We start from the raw sequence: 18075 nt of genomic DNA on the forward strand, positions 1-18075 counted from the left end.
TTGCCGCCGGTCAGGCGAGCTTGCGCAGTGCCAGAGCCAGGAAGATGATGCAGATGAGCCAGACGGCAAGGATGAAGATCAGTCCGACCCGGCTGGAGGGACGCTCAATGCGCCTTGTCGCCTCCGTACGAAGCTCGTTCATCACCTCTACTGGCACGAGGCGGATCGCCAGCATGATACCGAGCGGCACGATGAGAAGATCGTCGAGATAGCCGAGCATGGGGATGAAATCGGGGATGAGATCGACAGGCGACAGTGCGTAGGCAGCAACCGCACCGGCCACCGCTTTCGCATGCCACGGCACACGGGCGTCACGGGCGGCAAGCCACAATGCTACGATGTCACGCTTCAGTGACTTCGCCCAGACTTTGGCTTTTGATATCAGCTGCATGGCCGTACTTCCTGAATCAAATTCGCAATCGCTTCAAGTGGTACTTCCGCGACGTTTCGTTGCCTTATTCTTCCATGCTTCCGCCCTCTTTCCTTTCTAGCGTCGGGCGCTACAACGTTCCTCAAGAGGATTCAAAAGGAATACCCATGCAAGGCTTTTTTAAGCGCGCCTCCGTCTCGCTGTTCGCTCTGATGCTCGTCCTGCCGGCTGTCGCCCATGCGCAGACGGCAAAGACAGTGCCCGAAAGCCAGATGCAGATGCAGCTCTCCTTCGCGCCGCTCGTCAAACAGACGTCGGGCGCCGTCGTCAACGTTTATGCGGAAAAGATCGTCCAGCGGCAGTCGCCCTTTGCCGGCGATCCTTTCTTCGAGCAGTTTTTCGGCCAGCAGATGCCGAACCGTTCGGAGAAGCAGTCCTCGCTCGGTTCCGGCGTCATCGTCGAGGCGAACGGCACTGTCGTGACCAACAATCACGTCGTCGAAGGCGCCGATGACATCAAGATAGCGCTGTCGGATGGCCGCGAATTCCCCTGCAAGGTGGTGCTGCGCGACGACCGTGTCGATCTCGCCGTGCTGAAGATCGACACCAAGGAGAGCTTTCCGACATTGCCGATCGGCAATTCCGACGCGGTCGAGGTCGGGGATCTCGTGCTGGCGATCGGCAACCCCTTCGGCGTCGGCCAGACGGTGACGAGCGGGATCGTCTCAGCGCTTGCCCGCAACCAGGTGGTCAGAAACGAATTCGGCTTCTTCATCCAGACCGATGCCTCGATCAATCCCGGTAATTCCGGCGGCGCCTTGATGAACATGAAGGGCGAGCTGATCGGCATCAACACGGCGATCTTCTCGCGCGGCGGCGGCTCGAACGGTATCGGTTTCGCCATTCCTGCCAATCTGGTCAAGGTCTTCCTCACTTCCGCCGATGCCGGCGTCAAATCCTTCGAACGGCCCTATGTCGGCGCGAGCTTCGATGCCGTGACCTCGGAAGTGGCCGAGGCGCTGGGGCTGAACAAGGCCCGCGGCGCGCTCGTCGTCAAGGTCTCGGAAGGTGGGCCGGCGGCCAAGGCCGGGCTGAAGGCCGGCGAAATCGTCACCGCTGTCGACGGAATTTCCGTCGAACATCCCGATGCGCTGCTCTACCGGCTGACCACGGCCGGTCTCGGCAATTCGGTCAAGCTCACCGTCATCGAGAACGGCCGCGAGGAGCAACTGCCGCTGACGCTCGCCCGCGCCCCGGAAACCTCGCCGCGCGACCAGCGCACCATCGGCGGACGCACGCCGTTTAGCGGTGCCGTCGTCGAGAACCTGTCGCCGCGGGTCGCCGACGAGCTGCGCATGCCGCCGGAATCGGCGGGCGTCGTCGTATCCGAGGTGAAGGAGGATTCGCCTGCCGCCCGGCTCGGTTTCGAACCGAAGGATATCATCGTCTCGATCAACGGCACGGATGTGAAGTCGACCAGCGAACTGTCCGAGATCGCCGATAGCGACCCCGGCCTCTGGCGGGTCGAGATAGAGCGCGACGGCCAGCGCATCCGGCAATTCTTCCGATGAGCAACGATCTCTTCGCGCCGCGTGTTCCGGAGGAGGTTGCCGCCAGACGGCCGCTTGCCGACCGGCTGCGGCCGAAAACGCTTGCCGATGTCACCGGTCAGGAACACCTGACCGGTGAGGACGGCGTGCTGAAGAGGATGATCGAAAGCGGCTCGCTTGGCTCGATGATCTTCTGGGGTCCGCCCGGCACCGGCAAGACGACGGTGGCACGGCTGCTTTCGGGCGAGGCGGGGCTGGCCTTCGAGCAGATATCGGCGATCTTCTCCGGCGTCGCCGATCTGAAGAAGGTGTTCGAGACAGCCCGCCTGCGGCGTATGGACGGCCGTCAGACGCTGCTCTTCGTCGATGAGATCCATCGTTTCAACCGCGCCCAGCAGGACAGTTTCCTGCCCGTCATGGAGGATGGCACCGTCATCCTCGTCGGCGCCACCACCGAGAACCCTTCCTTCGAGCTCAACGCCGCTCTGCTGTCGCGTGCCCGTGTGCTCACCTTCACGTCGCATGACGAAGAGAGCCTCGAGGAACTACTGAAGCGTGCCGAGGCGATCGAGCAGAAGCCGCTGCCGCTGACGGAGGATGCCCGCGTCAGCCTGATCCGCATGGCCGACGGCGACGGCCGCGCGGTGCTGACGCTCGCCGAAGAAGTCTGGCGCGCGGCGCGCGAAGGCGAGAGCTTCGACACAGAAGGCCTGACGCGCATCGTCCAGCGCCGTGCCCCGGTCTACGACAAGGCGCAGGATGGCCACTACAATCTGATCTCGGCACTGCATAAATCCGTACGCGGCTCGGATCCCGATGCCGCGCTCTACTATCTCGCCCGTATGTTCGATGCCGGCGAGGACCCGCTCTATCTCGGCCGGCGGCTGGTGCGCATGGCGGTGGAGGATATCGGCCTTGCCGATCCGCAGGCGCTGGTGATCTGCAATGCCGCCAAGGATGCCTATGAGTATCTTGGCTCGCCGGAAGGCGAACTGGCGCTGGCGCAGGCCTGCGTCTATCTCGCCACCGCCCCGAAATCGAATGCCGTCTACACCGCCTTCAAGGCGGCAAGCCAGGCGGCAAAGCAGAACGGCTCATTGCTGCCGCCGAAGCACATCCTCAACGCGCCGACCAAACTGATGAAGGGCGAGGGGTACGGCGACGGCTATCGCTACGATCACGACGAGCCGGATGCCTTTTCCGGCCAGGATTATTTCCCGGAGAAGATGGGACGCCAGATCTTCTACGATCCGCCGGAACGCGGCTTCGAGCGCGATATTCGCAAGCGGCTGGAATGGTGGGCAAAACTTCGCAAGGAGCGTAATCCGCGCTGAAGCCTGGCGAATCTCAGGAAGCGCGCGGCGTCTTCTGATTTGCCGGCGCGGCGATCACCTTGACGGACGATTCCGCTAGCCCGTGATGACCTTCCATATCGACGATGACATGCCAGTGACCGCTTTCCGGAACGGCGATCTTGATCGGCGATTTGCGCGCCACGCCGCCGATATATTTGAAATCGAGAACCTCGGTAAACCGCTGGAAATTCGGCGCCGTCATCAGGCGGACATTGTTCACCGCATTCAACGACACCTCGATAATCGTTCCGGCGCGTTGTTCCTTGAGATCGTAATGGGTGAAGCGGAAATTCGGTTTCATCGGTCTCGTGGCGTCTGAAGTCTCTGCGACGCGATTTTACCAGTATGTCGGTTAAGGAAAAGTTGGAACTCGGCCTTTCAGCTCACGTCTTGATGGCGAAAGTCTACTGCTGCGGGCGATAGGAAATCCATTCGGAGCGGGGCACGAAAATATAGGAATGGCATAAAGGCCGATGCGAGAAATCTCGAAGCGTGATGTCGGAAAGACAGGAGCGCCGCCGTCCTTGCGGTATCGACGCAAACACGGAGCAAGGACATGTCGAAGATGACGCTGATTTCGATGATCGCAACGGCTGCCGCATTCCTGGCAGCGCCCGATATATCAGGCGCCGACGGCAGCACGCCTGTTATTGAGGAGAAGAAGGCTGCAGCGCCGATTGTCAGAAAGGGAAGTCTGCCGGTCAACGGCATCGATTACTACTACGAGATCCGTGGAGAGGGCGAACCGCTGCTGCTGCTTCACGGCGGCCTCGGGCAGATCGAGATGTTCGCGCCGGTCATGCCTGTTTTCACCGACCACCGGCAGGTGATCGCCGTCGATCTGCAGGGCCATGGCCGCACGCCGCTGGGCAAGCGGCCGATCGAGCTTCCGGCCATCGGCGCCGATCTCGCGATCCTGGTGAAGCAACTCGGTTACGACAGGGTCGATGTCTTCGGTTATTCCTTCGGCGGCGGGGTGGCGCTGAACATGGCGGCGAACGCGCCCGACCGGGTGCGCCGGCTGGTGATACTGTCGGCGCCCTATGCGCAGAACGGCTTCTTCCCGGAGATGCTGCCGCAGCAGGCGGCCGTCGGCGCCGGTATGGCTGACATGATGAAGGACACGCCGATGTTCCTCTCCTATAAGGCGGTGGCGCCCGACGTTTCGGAGTTTCCGAAGCTGCTCGACGCCATGGGCGCGCTGATGCGCGAACCTATCGACTATAGCGATGCCGTCGCCAAGCTCACCATGCCGGTCATGCTGATCTATGGCGATGCCGACATGATCCGGCCCGAGCATATGATCGACTTCTACCACAAGCTCGGCGGCGGTCTGCGCGATGCGGGCTGGATGCGGGAGAACATGTCGAAGAACCGGCTGGCGATCCTGCCTGATCTCACCCATTACGAGACTTTCGCTTCGCCCCTTATGGCGAATATGGCAATGACCTTCCTCGATGGTGGCGGCAAGGCGCCGAACTGGGCCGAGCAGGTCGGAAAGTAAGGGAAAGGCGGCCGGGCTTTCCCGGCCGCCTTTCCCTCTGCGGTCAGCTGCCGCGCTGGTTCTCCCGATCCAATTGCGTCACCAGCGCCAGGATCGTTTCCGAGACCGGCGTCGGCACGGCACTCAGGCGTCCGAGCGCCACCACCATGCCGACCAGCGGCGTGATTTCGAGCGCCTTGCCGCCGATCAGATCCTGCAGCATCGACGTGCGCACGGCGCCGATATGGCGCGATTGTTCGAGCCGCTGCTCGACGGTCATGCTGAAACGCGCGCCCAAGGCCTCGCCGACGGCGCGGACCTCGTTCATCACCTTGCCGACTGTGGTCGAAAGTGCTGGATCTGCCATGATGTCGGTCATCAGCGCCCTGGTCAGCGCACTGATCGGGTTGAAGGCGGTATTGCCCATCAGCTTGCTCCAGATCTCGTCGCGGATAACAGGCGTCGTCGTGATGTTGAGGCCGGCGTCGGTCAGCACCGCGGCGATCGCCTCGAGATCGGGCGAGATCTCGCCCGAGGGCTCGCCGAGCACGAAGCGGCCGTTGTTGGCAAGCTGGATCTCGCCGGGATTGATCACCTCTGCGCCTTGATAAGCGACGCAGCCGATGACGCGTTCCGGCCCGATCAGCCGCCAGAGCCTGCCGCCGGGATCGAGTTCGTCGAACTGCAGTTCGGCATGCCGGCTTTGGGTATCGCGGTGAAAATACCACCACGGAATGCCGTTAAGGCGACGCGGGTGCCCTCCTTGAGGAGGCCTGCAATGCCTTCGGCGGCAGGCGCCAGCTGATGCCCCTTGAGGCCGGTGATGACGAGATCCTGTGGCGGCAATGTGCTGGGATCGTCGGTCGCAGTCAGGCGGACGTTGATTGGCCTATCCGCATCGGCTTCGCGCAGGCTGAGACCGTTGTCGCGGATGGCGTCGAGATGGGCTCCACGCGCGACGACGGAGATGGTGGCGTCGTTTCTGGCTTGGCTTGCAAGCTTGGCGGCGATAGCGCCGCCGAGTGCCCCGGCGCCATAGATGCAGATGGACTTGATGGACATGCTCGCCTCTTCATGGTGGTGATCGAACCTAGATCTAGGTCATTCCAGGCGTGAGGCGAATGCTAATTTGCCGCATGATGCGCTTTCCTGCGGTCACAGCGGCGCTGCCCGCCGCATCCCCGAGATCTGGGATACGGCGGACAATGCCCGGTCTTCAGGCCGAGGTCGTTGCATCGCTCGGAAAATCCGTGGACAGCGCGAGCTGGCGCCAGGCGGCAAGTTCCTTTTCGACGCCGGCATGCTGCTGCTCGATGACGGCCACCGTGTCGCTGCCGAACGGCATCCGCAGCGGCGGATTGGCCGAGTTGACCATCGTCATGATGCCGGTGGCGAGTCTCGCGGGATTACCGGGCTGGGCATGGTTGGCGTCGGCGGCGAAACTGCGCATGTTGCCGGCCGGCGTGCCTTCGTAATCTGCGATGGAGGCCGGGCTGATCGCCAGCGACGTGTCGGCGAGGAAGTCGGTGCGGAAGAAGCCGGGCTCGACGATCGTCACCTTGATGCCGAAAGGTTCGAGTTCGGCGGCCATCGATTCGGACAAGCCTTCGACAGCGAACTTCGTCGAGCCGTAGACGCCCCAGCCGGGATAGCCGAAGTAACCGCCGATCGAGGAAAAGTTCAGGATGTGGCCGGAGCGCTGGCGGCGCATATAGGGCAGGACGGCGCGCGTCACCTTCAGGAGTCCGAAGACGTTCGTGGCATAGAGCCTTTCGATCTCTTCGGCAGTGGCTTCCTCGACAGCGCCGAGCAGGCCGTAGCCGGCATTGTTGGCGAGAACATCGATGCGGCCGAAGCGGGCGATGCCGGCAGCCGCAGCCTCTTTCGCCTGCGTCTCGTTGGTGACGTCGAGGGCGACGGCAAGCAGGTTCGGATGATCACCGAACTGCTCGGCCACGGTCTTCGGGTTGCGGGCGGTGGCGATGACGGCATCGCCTGATGCAAGGGCTTCCTTGGTCATCAGCGCGCCGAAGCCGCGGGATGTACCAGTGATGAACCAGACTTTCATGACGAATTCCTCTCGATAGCTGTTCGGTTGGCGTCGCATCTCTGTGCTGACGGGTTGAATTTGACCGAAAATCTGTTGCTGTATAAGATTTGTTATTCTTGAAACTATGATGAGTGAATTTCAGCAATGCGAGCCACCGAACTGTCCGAACTTGCGGCCTTCGCGGCTGTCGCGCGGCATAAGAGCTTTCGCAAGGCGGGTGAGGAGCGGGGCGTCACCGCTTCCGCAATCAGTCATGCCGTGCTCAATCTCGAAGACCGGATCGGTATTCGCCTGCTCAACCGTACGACGCGCAGCGTTTCGCTGACCGAGGCCGGCGAACTCTTGATCTCGCATCTCGATCCGGCCTTCGGCGAGATGGCAGCAGCGCTCGATGCTCTGAACCGCTACCGCGACACGCCGTTCGGCAAGGTGAGGATCAATGTGCCGAACTCGATCGGCCCCTTCGTCATCGGCCGCATCATCGGCCCGTTGCTCAAAAGCAATCCCCATTTGCAGCTTGAGATCAACGCGACCGACAGGCTGGTCGATATCGTCGAGGAGGGCTTCGATGCCGGCATCCGCTTCGGCGAGCGCGTCACCGAGGGCATGATCGCGCTACGCATCAAGCCGCGCATCCGCTTGGTCGTCGTCGGTTCGCCCGCCTATTTCGAGACCCGGCCGAAGCCGGCGACACCCCACGAACTCAAGCGCCATCTCTGCATCCAGAACATGTTTCCGTCAGGTGCGCGCTATGCCTGGGAATTCGAGAAGGATGGCCAGACGGTGAGCTTTCAGCCGAGCGGACCGCTGTCGCTCGACGACCACGAGCTGATGATGCAGGCAGCACTCGGCGGCGTCGGCCTTGCCTATATCTGGGAGCCGCGCGTGGAGAAGGCGATCGCCAGTGGCGAGCTGATTAAGGTGCTGGACGACTGGTGCCAGCCGGAGGAGCCGCTCTATCTCTACTATCCGAGCCGTCGCCACATGTCGGCGGGTTTCAGGGCGGTCATCGACGCGATGAGAGCCGAGTAAAAAGGTCGGGATTCGCATCCGTCACCCTTTTGACTCCGACGCCTGAACTGGCCAAAGATGCTGGCATGGCCGTCATGGCCCGCATCATCGGGAGAGGTTGATGAACTATCAGATTTTGCCAACTGCCAATCGAAGGGGACCAAAGCGGCCCAGCGGTCTATTTCCCGCATTGGCTGCGCTGTTGCTGCTCGCCTCGGCGGCGGTCGGGCAGGACATCGGACCGCAAAGCCAAATCTCGCGCCAGCAGGTCGAAAAATTCATCGGCCTGTGGAAAGATCACTTTGCCGGTGCCGATAGCCTGCAGCAGCGGCGGACAGCCTTCAGGACGCTGATGGAGACGACGCCGGGGCCGACGCGCATCCAGGTTCGGCAGGTCGATGCCGACGGCGTCGATGCCGAGTTGATGTGGCCCGCGCGTCTTCATCACCCGATCGGCCAAAGGGTGATCCTCTATATTCATGGCGGCGGCTTTTCCAGCGGCTCGATCCGCACGCACAGCCTGCTCGCGGGATCTCTCGCCAAGGCCGCGTCCAGCGACGTTCTTCTCGTCGAATATCGGCTGATGCCCGAATATGCTTATCCCGCGCAGATCAACGACGCGCTGACGGCCTATCGTTGGCTTCTCGACAACGGCTATCGCGACGAGAACATCATCGTCGCCGGAGATGGCGCCGGCGGCAATATCGCGATCGAGACGGTGCTGCGGCAGATGCAGGCGGCGAAACCGCTGCCGGCGGCCGTAATTGCCCTGAGCCCCATCACCGATCTTGCCGCGACGGGCGGCTCGATGACATCAAATGCCGGAAACGACCCACTGCTCGGCAAGGCTGAGATCGAGACGCTGCGCAAGACTTATCTCCGCAGCCGGTCTCCGACCGATCCCCAGGCATCACCGCTCTATGCCGACATGACCGGCTTTCCGCCGCTGCTGCTGCAGGTCGGCTCCGGTGAGGTCCTGCTGGACGACACGCTACGGCTTGCCGACAAGGCGCGCCAGGCGGGGGTGGATGTTACCACCGAGGTCTGGCCGGGCATGCCCCATCAGTGGCAGCTGTTTCCCTCGCTGCTCGACGATGCCGATCGGTCGAGCCAGAATATCGCCGAGTTTGCGATCCGGCATTTTGCCGACAAACCGCAGGAATAGGGGCCGCAAGACCAGGCGTCCTGGCGCCTCCGTCATCGCATCATTGCGCGCGAGACGGTGACGGCGCCAGAGGCCGCTCGACCTCTCGGCCGACACTGAGCGTCTTTCGCACATTCGGCTCCAGCCGCTCGATATAGGCGTGGTCGGGCGCAGCACCCAGCGCATCCAGCATTTTCGAGAAGAAACACCGGGCCGCTGCCGCCGCCGTGACGTCGAAGACATCGGCATCGCTCAGCCCGTGTTTCTTTAGCCCGTCTATATCCTGCTGCGTCACCGATGTCGCATCGCGCGCCACCTTGGCGGCAAAGGCCATGATCGCGCGTTCGCCGGCATCGATCGGCGCCTTCTCCGTCTCGTTGACGACAGCCGTCAGCCCGTCGCTGGTGAAACCCTCGCGCAGCAGCACCGAGCCGTGCGCCAGCATGCAATACGAGGATTTGAGCTCCTTGGCCGCCGCCAGCGTCACCAGTTCGTAGCGCCGCAAGCTCATATGGCCGCGAATGCTCGAAAGCAGCGCCGCCCAGCTCTCCATCACCTCCGGCCGATGGCCGAAGGCCCGGTACATGTTCGGCAGATAACCATAATTCGCCTCGGCCGACGCATACATCGACGTCGTCTTCTCGCTGGCGGATGCATTGGGGGTGTGAATGAAAGCCATGGCATGATCCTCCTCTATTGTGAGAAGGATAGGGTAGATATGCAGGACAGCAATCCTGAAATATCAGGCAGCATCACTGCTCGCAGAAGCGTTACCACTTCTCTTGATGGGAAGGGTTACGGTAAACGTCGATCCGCATCCTCTTGCGCTTCGAACCTCTATCGAGCCGCTATGCAGTTCAACGATCTGCTTCACCAGGTTGAGGCCGATACCCGTTCCGGCAATCCCGGTCGACGTCCGGGCACGAAAGTAGCGCTGGAACAGCCGGGGCACGTCTTCGGCATCGATCCCCACTCCATCATCGCTGATCGAAACTTTGACGTTTCCCGTCTCTGTCCATGCCGTAACGCGAATTTCGGAGGTTCCGGGCGCGTACTTGACGGCATTGGAAAGCAGGTTGGTAAAGACCTGTGTCAAAGTGCGGGGATCGCCATCGATGAACTCCGGCAGCTCATCGATATTCAAGACGAAGCTGTGCGACTTTGCGATCGTCGACTGCCGCTCGCAACAGGTTTTTATCAATGATCTCAATGTGCAGGCGTCGTAGCTGATATCGATCTTGCCGGTATCGAGGCGTCCGGCTGACAGGATGCACTCCATGAGATCGACGATCCGGTTCACCGATGCGCGGATTTGATCGACCTTGTCGCTGAGAAATTCGGGCTCTAACGGCCCCCTCTTTCGCAGCAGCCGCTGGGCTGCAGCGTCGATGATTGCAAGCGGCGTCCTGAATTCATGCGATGCCATCGCCACGAATTGCCGCTGCAATTCGTTGATGTTCCGCTCCTGCGCCAGCATGCGCTCGAGTTCCAGCGCCTGCCGCTCGACTTCCGCCGTGCGGCTCTTAACCGTCGCTTCGAGCTGATCGTGATGCCGGCGCAGCTCTTCCGCCAGCCGGACGGTCTTGGTGACGTCCTCATGGGTGGCCACGTATCCACCGTTTTGCATCGGATTGTGAGTGATCTTGATAACGCGCCCATCGGCCAGGACGATGTTCTGGCTGGCCGGCGCACCACGGACTGTCGCTTCAAAGACCACGTCAAAATAGGTCGTGGTATCGGCGGGGCCATTTCCCTCCCGGCTGCGATAGGCCAGGATATCCACAAGCGGCGTTCCCGGTTGCGTCAGAAGGTCCGGCAGATTGTACATCCGCGCGTAGGAGGCGTTGCACAATATCAGGTTCTTGGTCGAATCGAACATGCACAGCCCATGTGGCATGTTGCTGAGGGCTGCGTCGAACCGGCGATGTTGTTCGGTCAGGCTGTCTTCGACCCGAATGAGGGTCGAGATGTCTTCGTAACTGAGGATCCAGCCTCCATCCCTCGATGGGGCGCAGGTCAATGAGACCATCCCTCCATCGGAAAGGGCAAACTGAGACGTGGGCTGTCCACCGGCCATCGCCCGCCGGGATGCCACTGCACGGCAGTCTGCGGTGCCCGGCAATCCGTCGATATTCATGCCTTTGCGGATGGCTCCTTGCGGAAGGCCGAGAATATCAAGCGTGCGGGAATTGAAAGCCGTCACCGTACCGGCAGGATCAAGCAGAACGATGCCCTGAGGCAGGCTCTCCAGAATGGATTCAAACGAGTGTGGCATCATCCGGCCCTGCTTCAGATCTGGCGCGTTGCACGTATCCGTAGCATTCGTCAGAAACGATAAAGTTTCGCTAATGTCTATTGCCGGGACTTCCTCGACGGAAACCTGGAGCACACGCCTGGTCCGGAATTCTTCTGTCGTTTGCGATAGGCGAACCAGCGTTCAAGCGGAAGCTGCTTTGCTTCTGCCGGCAGGCTGCTGCGAGCCGTATGTCGACTTCAGATGGAATGCCAGGCTGAGCAGCAGATAGTCGTCCTTGTTGTCGATGTCCTTGCCCATCAAATGCTGCGCCCGCTGCAGCCTTTGATAGAGGGTGTTGGTGTGTATGCCGAGGGAGGCCGCTGCCTTGGAAGCCGATTTCCCGCTCTCGATGTAGATTTCCAGCGTCCTCAGAAGGGCGTCGCCATTCGCCTCTTTCTCGATTGGAGCAAGTATCTGATCTGCAAATTCGAGGATATCGGCAGCGGATTGCTTGCGCAGCAGTCTGTCGATGCCGGTCTCGCTGTGCACAAGAATGCCCGCACGATGTCTCATGCTCATGAGATGGGCGGCCTCGACAGCCTGATTGGCCGCTTCGGGATAACGATGGGGCGCGCTTTGCATCAGGCTTGCCCCGCACCGCCATCCTTCCGCAACTGCCTTGTCTCCGATGGGTTCCAGATTCTTCCGCAGGGCTTCCTCGGTGGCAGCGCAGAACAGCAGGAAGACGCCTTCGTCCGTATAGAACGACAATTGGTTCTGGATCGTCGCCGCCCTCAACGCCTGCTGAAGCGTTCTCTGCAGGAACAGGCTCTGGTTCTGGGCGCTCTCCTGCTCATGCCTGACAAAGATGATCTGGCAATATTTCTTGATCTGAAAGCCGAACCGGACGGCTCCACCCGAGGTGACGAGATCATCCCTTCCCAAGGCCTCGAAGTGCTTCCGTCTCTTACTGTTGAGGATGTCGTCCTGTGACGCGCTGCGGACAATTTCGAGCGCTACGAAAGCGGACACCACGCCCAGGATCGCAGCAGAATAGCTTGCATTGTCACCGCGCTCGAAATGAAAGCTTCCGACGACGTCGTCGGCGACACGGACGGGCTGCACGGATAGGTCCTCTCTCTGTGATAGGCTACCGTCGAAGAGCCCGACCGGCATGTCCTCCGTGGCCTTCGGCTCTTTCCATGCCCTGGACACGAACGTCGTTCCAAAAATATCGGCGTAGTGGAAGTCGATGCCGTAATGCGTCGCGATCTCCTCGAGATGTTCGCCAAGTGGCCGGTGGCGCGTAAAGATGGAGAGGATGTCGTCGTGGGCCGAAAGCGAGCGCGCTAGCTCCGCGTTGCGCCTTTCGATCTCCAGCCGCATCCGGTTGATACTTTCATTCGACCGGACGGCCAGCTCGTAGGCCTGCGACTTCCTATAGGCGATGGCGAGCTGCGTCGCCACGGCTTCAAGCAGGCTGACACTGAATTCACCATAGGCGGACCCCGGCCGAAACGACATGACCGTCAGCGTTCCCAGCGTCGTCGTGTCCGTCTTGATGGGAACGCAGATAAGGCTATGTGAGATACCCTGTTCGGACAGGAAGCGAACGTTTGGCGCACGCAAGTTTGCATGAGCATCTCTGATATCTTCCGGCGAGTTCAGCAGGACGGGTGTTCCGGTCGAGAACACGCTGCCGGCGATCGATTCTTGAGGCGTGACGCGATAATTGTAATAATCGTCGTCGAAACCGACCTGCGATACCGGAATGAGCAGACCCGACGCCTCGTCGTAAAGTCTGAGTACGCCCGCGTCGCTCTCGGCTATCACACTCAGCGTCTGTTCGATCGCGTTGACGTTGATCTCGTTCGGATCGAGAGAATCGAGGACATTGCGATTGATGGCATTCATGGCCCGAACCGCGCGGTTCTGAAAGCGGATGACTGCGCTAAGCACTATCTTCTGTAGGCGGGCGAAGACGGTTTCATAGTGGGCGCCGGGAATCCGCACCTCGCAGACGGCGCCTGCAAAATAGGAAATATCGGCGGTCAATATGGCATCGTCCTCGTCGCGGCGGTGGCTGAAGGTGATCGTAGGTTCCGACGCGTCGGTGTCCGGAATCGTCGGTCGACCCGAAGCTCGCCGCCAGCTTACGAGCGGTCGGCTCGACAAAAGCAAAAGCGAACTCTCGATTTCGTCCATGATCGTCATGTGGCAACCCTGTGTCTTTTCACACAAATAAACTGAATATGATGTGTGTTTCAACATCCAAAAACGGCTGCTCACATATTAAGCATGTTTTATAAACGCTCAAAAGGGGAGCATTCCATGCTTAGTCAAATCAAGCGCAGGCACATCATTGTCGCGATGCTGTTCATCTGCTGGGTCGTCGGCTTCCTCGACAAGACCGCGATCAACATCGCCATCATTCCGATCGTCGACGAGTTCCACCTGACCTCCGAACAGTCCGGGATGATCATCAGCGCATTCTTTCTCGCTTACTCTCTGACGCAGCTCGTCGGCGGATATCTTGTCGATCGGCTGGGAACCCGCTCGGTCTTGACCTCGGCAGTCGGCATCTGGTCGCTCGGCACGATCGCATGCGGCGCGGTCGGCTCCGCCATGGGGCTGGCCGTGTCACGCGCTCTGGTCGGCATGGGCGAGGCTGTCTTCCCGGCGGGAAGCTCCGTCGCCATAACCGACAACTTCAAAAAGGAGAGCATGGCGAGACCGAAATCGGTCATTCAGTCGGGAGCCTCTGTCGGCTTCGCCGTAGGCTCGCTGGTCACCACGGCATTGATCGCCTACTTCAACTGGCGTGTCATGTTCGTCACCCTCGGCCTGATCGGACTGGTTCTTTCAATCCTGCTTTATCTGGTCATGAAACCAATGGTCCGCACTGCTCCAGTATCCGCCGGGCCGAAGGCGACAAAGTCGGAAAAAGCCCGGATCACGGCTCTGCTCAAGAATTCGCTGACCTGGAAGATCGCCCTCTGCTACTTCTTCACGAACATCGTGTTTTGGGGTCTCCAGTCCTGGCTCCCGTCCTATTGGGTGAAGGTCAAGGGCATGAGCATGATGTCGATGGGCGCATACTCGGCAATCCCGCCGGCCGTTGGTTTCCTGTCTTTCCTCTTCTCCGGCTGGCTGCTCGACCGCTATTTCCACAAGAAGGAGAAATACGTCATCTGCATCGGCGCCCTGGTGTCGGCAGTGTTCATCTATCTGATGGCCTACACCACATCCATTCCGCTGGCCTTCTTCTATTTGACGGTTTCAAACGTGTTCCTGAACGCGATCTCGATCAGCGTGTTCGTGACGATCATGAAGCACTACCCCAGTCATTCGGTGGGGACAGCCACGGGCCTGATCAATTCCCTGGCCCAGATCGGATCGTTCGCCTCGCCGACAGCGATCGGCGCCATCCTCCACGCTACGGATCAAAACTATCAGACGGCCTTCCTGGCGATCATCGGCTGCGCTGTCGTGACCCTCGCCGTGGCGGCGACGCTTCCGACCGGAAGCACGGACGAACTGGTCGCAGATCAACCAATTCCAGGACTCGTGAAATGACATATATCGACATCATCGAGCGTGTTGTCGCCGACAAGGCGGAAGGGCTGCGGTCGGCAGCCAATGAAATCTGGTCCTTCGCCGAAATCCGATATGAAGAGTATAAGTCGGCAGCACTCCTGGCCGACCTTCTCGAAGCGGAGGGATTCGCTGTCGAGCGTCGGGCCGGAGGAATCGAGACGGCTTTCGTCGCAAGCTACGGTAAGGGACAGCCCGTCGTGGCGGTCCTGGGCGAGTTCGATGCGCTTCCCAATCTCAGCCAGGAGGGCGACGTCGCAGGATACAAGCCCGTCGTCCCCGGCGGTAACGGCCATGGATGCGGACATAATCTGCTGGGTGTCGGTTCGCTCGCCGCCGCCTTGGCGCTTAAAGCCTGCAAGGACGAGCTCGGGCTTGCCGGTACGGTCCGCTTCTACGGCTGTCCTGCCGAAGAAGGCGGCGGCGGAAAGGCCTTCATGGCCCGCGAGGGATTGTTCGATGGCGTCGACGTCGCCTTCACATGGCACCCGTGGGATGAGAACCTCGCCTACCATGCAAGAATGCTGGCGACGAACCAGGTCTATTTCACTTTCCGTGGTGTGAGTGCACATGCGGGCTTCGAGCCCCATCTCGGGCGCAGCGCGCTCGATGCAGTCGAGCTGATGAATGTCGGGGCAAATTTCCTGCGCGAGCACATCGTCCAAGACGGCAGAATTCACTATGCGATAACGGATACCGGCGGAAAAGCGCCCAATGTTGTGCAGTCGCAGGCCGAAGTACTCTACAAGGTCCGCGCGCCGCTGATGGATCAGGTGCGGGACATCACCGAACGGGTCACGGACGTGGCTCGCGGAGCGGCTCTGATGACGGGAACGGAGGTCGAAATCACCTTCGATGCAGCCTCCGCCGACCTCATACCGAACGCCACGTTGGCAGGTATGATTCACCAGGAGCTCGACAAGATCGGCGGAGCGTCCTTCTCGAACAGCGAGAAAGAGTTCGCGGCGGAGATCCAGAGGACTTTTCCGAGGGACGTTCAAGCCCGCATCGAGAAGCGCGGGACGATCCTCTCCGGACATGTCAACGAACTCGTAGAAAAGCCGACGTTTCTGCACGGTTCGACCGACGTCGGCGACGTCAGCTGGATCGTTCCCACCGGACAGGTCTATATGGCGACATCAGCCTACGGAACACCTCCACATAGCTGGCAGATGGTTGCGCAGGGAAAGACCTCCTATGCCCATAAGGGAATGCTCCAGGCCGGCAAGGTGATGGCCGCCGCCGCCGCCAGGTGTCTCCAGGACAGCGAGTTGATCGGCCGGGCGAAGCAGGAGCACGTCAGGGAACTCGGCGGCGCTTCTTACAAGCCTCTCATTCCGCTCGAGACGAAACCGATGAAGGTCCGCTAGGCAATGCGGACGGTTATGTGAGCCATGGAATAGTTACGGCGAGGAACGGCGAGCGGCGAGGGGACTTCAGCCGAGTTTGGCCAATTGCTCGTCTAGAAGGTCAAGGCTGTCCTCTTCGACTTCGTTGACGTCACTCGGCATGGGCTCGCCGGTCTCCTGGTAAACAAGCCAGGCGACGTACATGGTTGCTGTCGTCAGCGCGTTCCAGCCGTCTTCGCTGGGCTTTCCCACGACCTCGGAGAGCCGACGAAGCGTCCCGCGCTCATCGTCGCTGTAGATAAGATCGGAGAAGTCTCGGCCAGTCAGGCGTCCGCCATTACCCCAATTGCGGATTGCCGCTAAGGCGGCTTTGGCTTCGGGCGCGTGAGGTTCGGTGCGCTCGATTTGTGCGACCAAAGACGCGGCGATGGCTGCCAAGCGCCGCGCCTGTTCGCGTGGCGGCAGAACGGTCAGCTCGGCGCGCAATTTCATGTCACCATGGTCTCCGCTGGGCTTGTCACAACGTCTATCAACACAGAATAGAGGCCCTTCCTGCTTTTGCCAGAAGGTCCATCGATTGCGTCGCATTGATCGCTTCGACGGAAATACCGGGCGAGCCTGAATCCGCTACATTTTTGCTGCCAACGCATTTGTCGGTGGTGCGCCAGGCACGATTTTGCAGGTCGAAAAAATCGACATATGCCTCTCAGTTATAATCATACTTTAGATCGTTCCAATTTTTAGGAAAAGATTTCGGCGACCACAAATATCGAAATTTGCCGCAAATTCTCTGGCATACAGCTGCCTTTGTGGATTTCACTTGACAGAATTGGAACGTTCCAAATATTTAAGGCGATCGGCCGATCGTTGGCGCCGGGAGGAAGATGTGACAAAGGCGCGGGTAACCGTCATTGACATTGCGAAGGCCGCAGGCGTCTCGAAATCGACGGTTTCGCTGGTGCTTCAGGGCTCCTCCCTGGTCAATGAGGGGACGCGTTCCAAGGTCAATGCGGTGATGCGCGAGCTGGGCTACGTCTACAATCGCGGCGCAGCCAATCTTCGCCAAGCCAGTGCCAAATCGAGGATCATCGGGGTCGTCGTGAACGACCTGACGAACAGCTTCTTCGCGGAACTGGCGGTCGGCGTCGATATGGTCGTTCAGTCGGCCGGATTTGTGCAGTTCCTGTCGAACACCAGCGAGAGCATCGACAGGCAGCGCGAGGTTGTCGCATCGATGCGGGAACATGGCATTTCGGGGCTCATCGTGTCGCCGGCGCGCGCCACCGATGCCGCAGACTTCAAGCCGCTTGTCGCCGCAGGGATTCCGGTGGTGGTCGTCGTCAGAAACCTGCCTGGTGCCAAGGTCTCGTCCGTCGTCTCCGACAACCGGGCCGGCATGATGTCCGCGGTCAAGCACCTGTCGGAGCTCGGTCACAAGCGCATCGCTTTTCTCGGCGGCTTTCCCGACACCGCTGTCTTCGACGACCGCCTTGCCGGTTACCGAAGCGGCATGGAGGCAGCCGGGCTCGACTATCACCAAGAACTTGTCATCTCGTCGGCGCCTTCGCGAGCCGGCGGGGTGGAGGCGATCGGAAAAGCAATCGTTCTTGCTGACAAACCCTCAGCAGCCGTCTGCTTCAACGATGCCGTAGCCTTCGGTGTTTGCGACGGATTGCGTGCGCGCCGACTGGAACCCGGCTCCGACTTCGCGGTCGTGGGATTCGACGACGTCATCGAGGCTCAGGCGGCGGTTCCGGCGCTCACGACGGTCTCGGTCGATCCGCAGGGCATCGGGCGCCGCGGCGCCCAACTGCTTCTCAAGCAGATCAATGCGGGCAAGGCCGAGCCGGAGACGGTGATAACAGCGGTTCGGCTGGTTGTTCGCGAGAGCTGCGGAGCCCGCAAGAGCGTAAAAATTGAAACAGGACTCTGA

Annotated in this window: 15 protein-coding genes and 1 pseudogene; 8 read left to right on the forward strand and 8 right to left on the reverse strand. The window is 60.6% G+C overall.

The features are described 5' to 3' along the window. Positions 1 to 10: 10 nt before the first annotated feature. Positions 11 to 391, reverse strand: coding sequence for a YkvA family protein (locus tag J3P73_RS10100; protein ID WP_018072629.1), 381 nt, complete (start codon positions 389 to 391; stop codon positions 11 to 13). Positions 392 to 537: 146 nt separating this feature from the next. On the opposite strand from J3P73_RS10100, the gene J3P73_RS10105 reads away from it, so the two are divergent. Together J3P73_RS10105 and J3P73_RS10110 are read left to right on the forward strand one after the other, a co-directional pair. Further along, positions 538 to 1941 (forward strand): DegQ family serine endoprotease, encoded by a 1404-nt coding sequence (locus J3P73_RS10105; protein ID WP_018072630.1) that lies wholly within the window; start codon positions 538 to 540, stop codon positions 1939 to 1941. Continuing rightward, positions 1938 to 3254 (forward strand): replication-associated recombination protein A, encoded by a 1317-nt coding sequence (locus tag J3P73_RS10110; RefSeq protein ID WP_130691002.1) that lies wholly within the window; start codon positions 1938 to 1940, stop codon positions 3252 to 3254. The genes J3P73_RS10105 and J3P73_RS10110 overlap by 4 nt, the downstream gene beginning before the upstream one ends. Positions 3255 to 3267: 13 nt before the next feature. Here J3P73_RS10110 and J3P73_RS10115 read toward each other — a convergent pair whose 3' ends face one another. Then, the gene (locus tag J3P73_RS10115) at positions 3268 to 3576 is read right to left on the reverse strand and encodes a DUF1883 domain-containing protein (RefSeq protein WP_017963919.1); all 309 of its coding nucleotides are present in this window, start codon (positions 3574 to 3576) and stop codon (positions 3268 to 3270) included. A 255-nt stretch (positions 3577 to 3831) separates the two neighbouring features. On the opposite strand from J3P73_RS10115, the gene J3P73_RS10120 reads away from it, so the two are divergent. Next, positions 3832 to 4779: an alpha/beta fold hydrolase gene (locus J3P73_RS10120; protein WP_130655214.1), complete on the forward strand. Its 948-nt coding sequence runs from the start codon at positions 3832 to 3834 to the stop codon at positions 4777 to 4779. A gap of 43 nt (positions 4780 to 4822) precedes the next feature. Here the strand turns inward: J3P73_RS10120 and J3P73_RS10125 are convergent. Next, a pseudogene (locus J3P73_RS10125) lies at positions 4823 to 5820 on the reverse strand (ketopantoate reductase family protein). A gap of 154 nt (positions 5821 to 5974) precedes the next feature. Further along, a complete protein-coding gene (locus J3P73_RS10130; protein WP_130690998.1) occupies positions 5975 to 6826 on the reverse strand; it encodes an oxidoreductase in 852 nt (283 codons plus the stop codon). A 126-nt stretch (positions 6827 to 6952) separates the two neighbouring features. Here J3P73_RS10130 and J3P73_RS10135 point away from each other — a divergent pair, with 126 nt between their 5' ends. Both J3P73_RS10135 and J3P73_RS10140 read left to right on the forward strand, forming a co-directional pair. Next, a complete protein-coding gene (locus tag J3P73_RS10135; RefSeq protein ID WP_130690996.1) occupies positions 6953 to 7840 on the forward strand; it encodes a LysR family transcriptional regulator in 888 nt (295 codons plus the stop codon). 169 nt (positions 7841 to 8009) lie between these two features. Continuing rightward, the gene (locus J3P73_RS10140) at positions 8010 to 8984 is read left to right on the forward strand and encodes an alpha/beta hydrolase (protein WP_197726857.1); all 975 of its coding nucleotides are present in this window, start codon (positions 8010 to 8012) and stop codon (positions 8982 to 8984) included. A 40-nt stretch (positions 8985 to 9024) separates the two neighbouring features. On the opposite strand, the gene J3P73_RS10145 is transcribed toward J3P73_RS10140, so the two are convergent. The 3 genes from J3P73_RS10145 to J3P73_RS10155 form a co-directional block, all read right to left on the reverse strand. Further along, complete coding sequence (locus J3P73_RS10145; protein WP_018072637.1) at positions 9025 to 9642, reverse strand: carboxymuconolactone decarboxylase family protein; 618 nt, start codon at positions 9640 to 9642, stop codon at positions 9025 to 9027. A 63-nt stretch (positions 9643 to 9705) separates the two neighbouring features. Then, positions 9706 to 11241, reverse strand: a complete 1536-nt coding sequence (locus J3P73_RS10150; protein WP_130655217.1) for a sensor histidine kinase — start codon at positions 11239 to 11241, stop codon at positions 9706 to 9708. 159 nt (positions 11242 to 11400) lie between these two features. Beyond that, positions 11401 to 13413 (reverse strand): helix-turn-helix domain-containing protein, encoded by a 2013-nt coding sequence (locus J3P73_RS10155; RefSeq protein WP_207579905.1) that lies wholly within the window; start codon positions 13411 to 13413, stop codon positions 11401 to 11403. A 117-nt stretch (positions 13414 to 13530) separates the two neighbouring features. On the opposite strand from J3P73_RS10155, the gene J3P73_RS10160 reads away from it, so the two are divergent. Both J3P73_RS10160 and J3P73_RS10165 read left to right on the forward strand, forming a co-directional pair. Then, positions 13531 to 14775, forward strand: a complete 1245-nt coding sequence (locus tag J3P73_RS10160) for an MFS transporter (RefSeq protein WP_130655219.1) — start codon at positions 13531 to 13533, stop codon at positions 14773 to 14775. Beyond that, positions 14772 to 16163 (forward strand): amidohydrolase, encoded by a 1392-nt coding sequence (locus J3P73_RS10165; protein WP_207579906.1) that lies wholly within the window; start codon positions 14772 to 14774, stop codon positions 16161 to 16163. Before J3P73_RS10160 ends, J3P73_RS10165 begins: the two co-directional genes overlap by 4 nt. A gap of 66 nt (positions 16164 to 16229) precedes the next feature. On the opposite strand, the gene J3P73_RS10170 is transcribed toward J3P73_RS10165, so the two are convergent. After that, positions 16230 to 16634 carry an Imm6 family immunity protein gene (locus J3P73_RS10170; RefSeq protein ID WP_018072642.1) on the reverse strand — a complete coding sequence of 135 codons (405 nt, stop codon included), beginning with the start codon at positions 16632 to 16634 and terminating at the stop codon, positions 16230 to 16232. Positions 16635 to 17028: 394 nt separating this feature from the next. Here J3P73_RS10170 and J3P73_RS10175 point away from each other — a divergent pair, with 394 nt between their 5' ends. Then, positions 17029 to 18075, forward strand: coding sequence for a LacI family DNA-binding transcriptional regulator (locus J3P73_RS10175; RefSeq protein WP_207579907.1), 1047 nt, complete (start codon positions 17029 to 17031; stop codon positions 18073 to 18075).

This window comes from Rhizobium ruizarguesonis (assembly GCF_017357285.1).
GTDB classification, from domain to species: domain Bacteria; phylum Pseudomonadota; class Alphaproteobacteria; order Rhizobiales; family Rhizobiaceae; genus Rhizobium; species Rhizobium ruizarguesonis.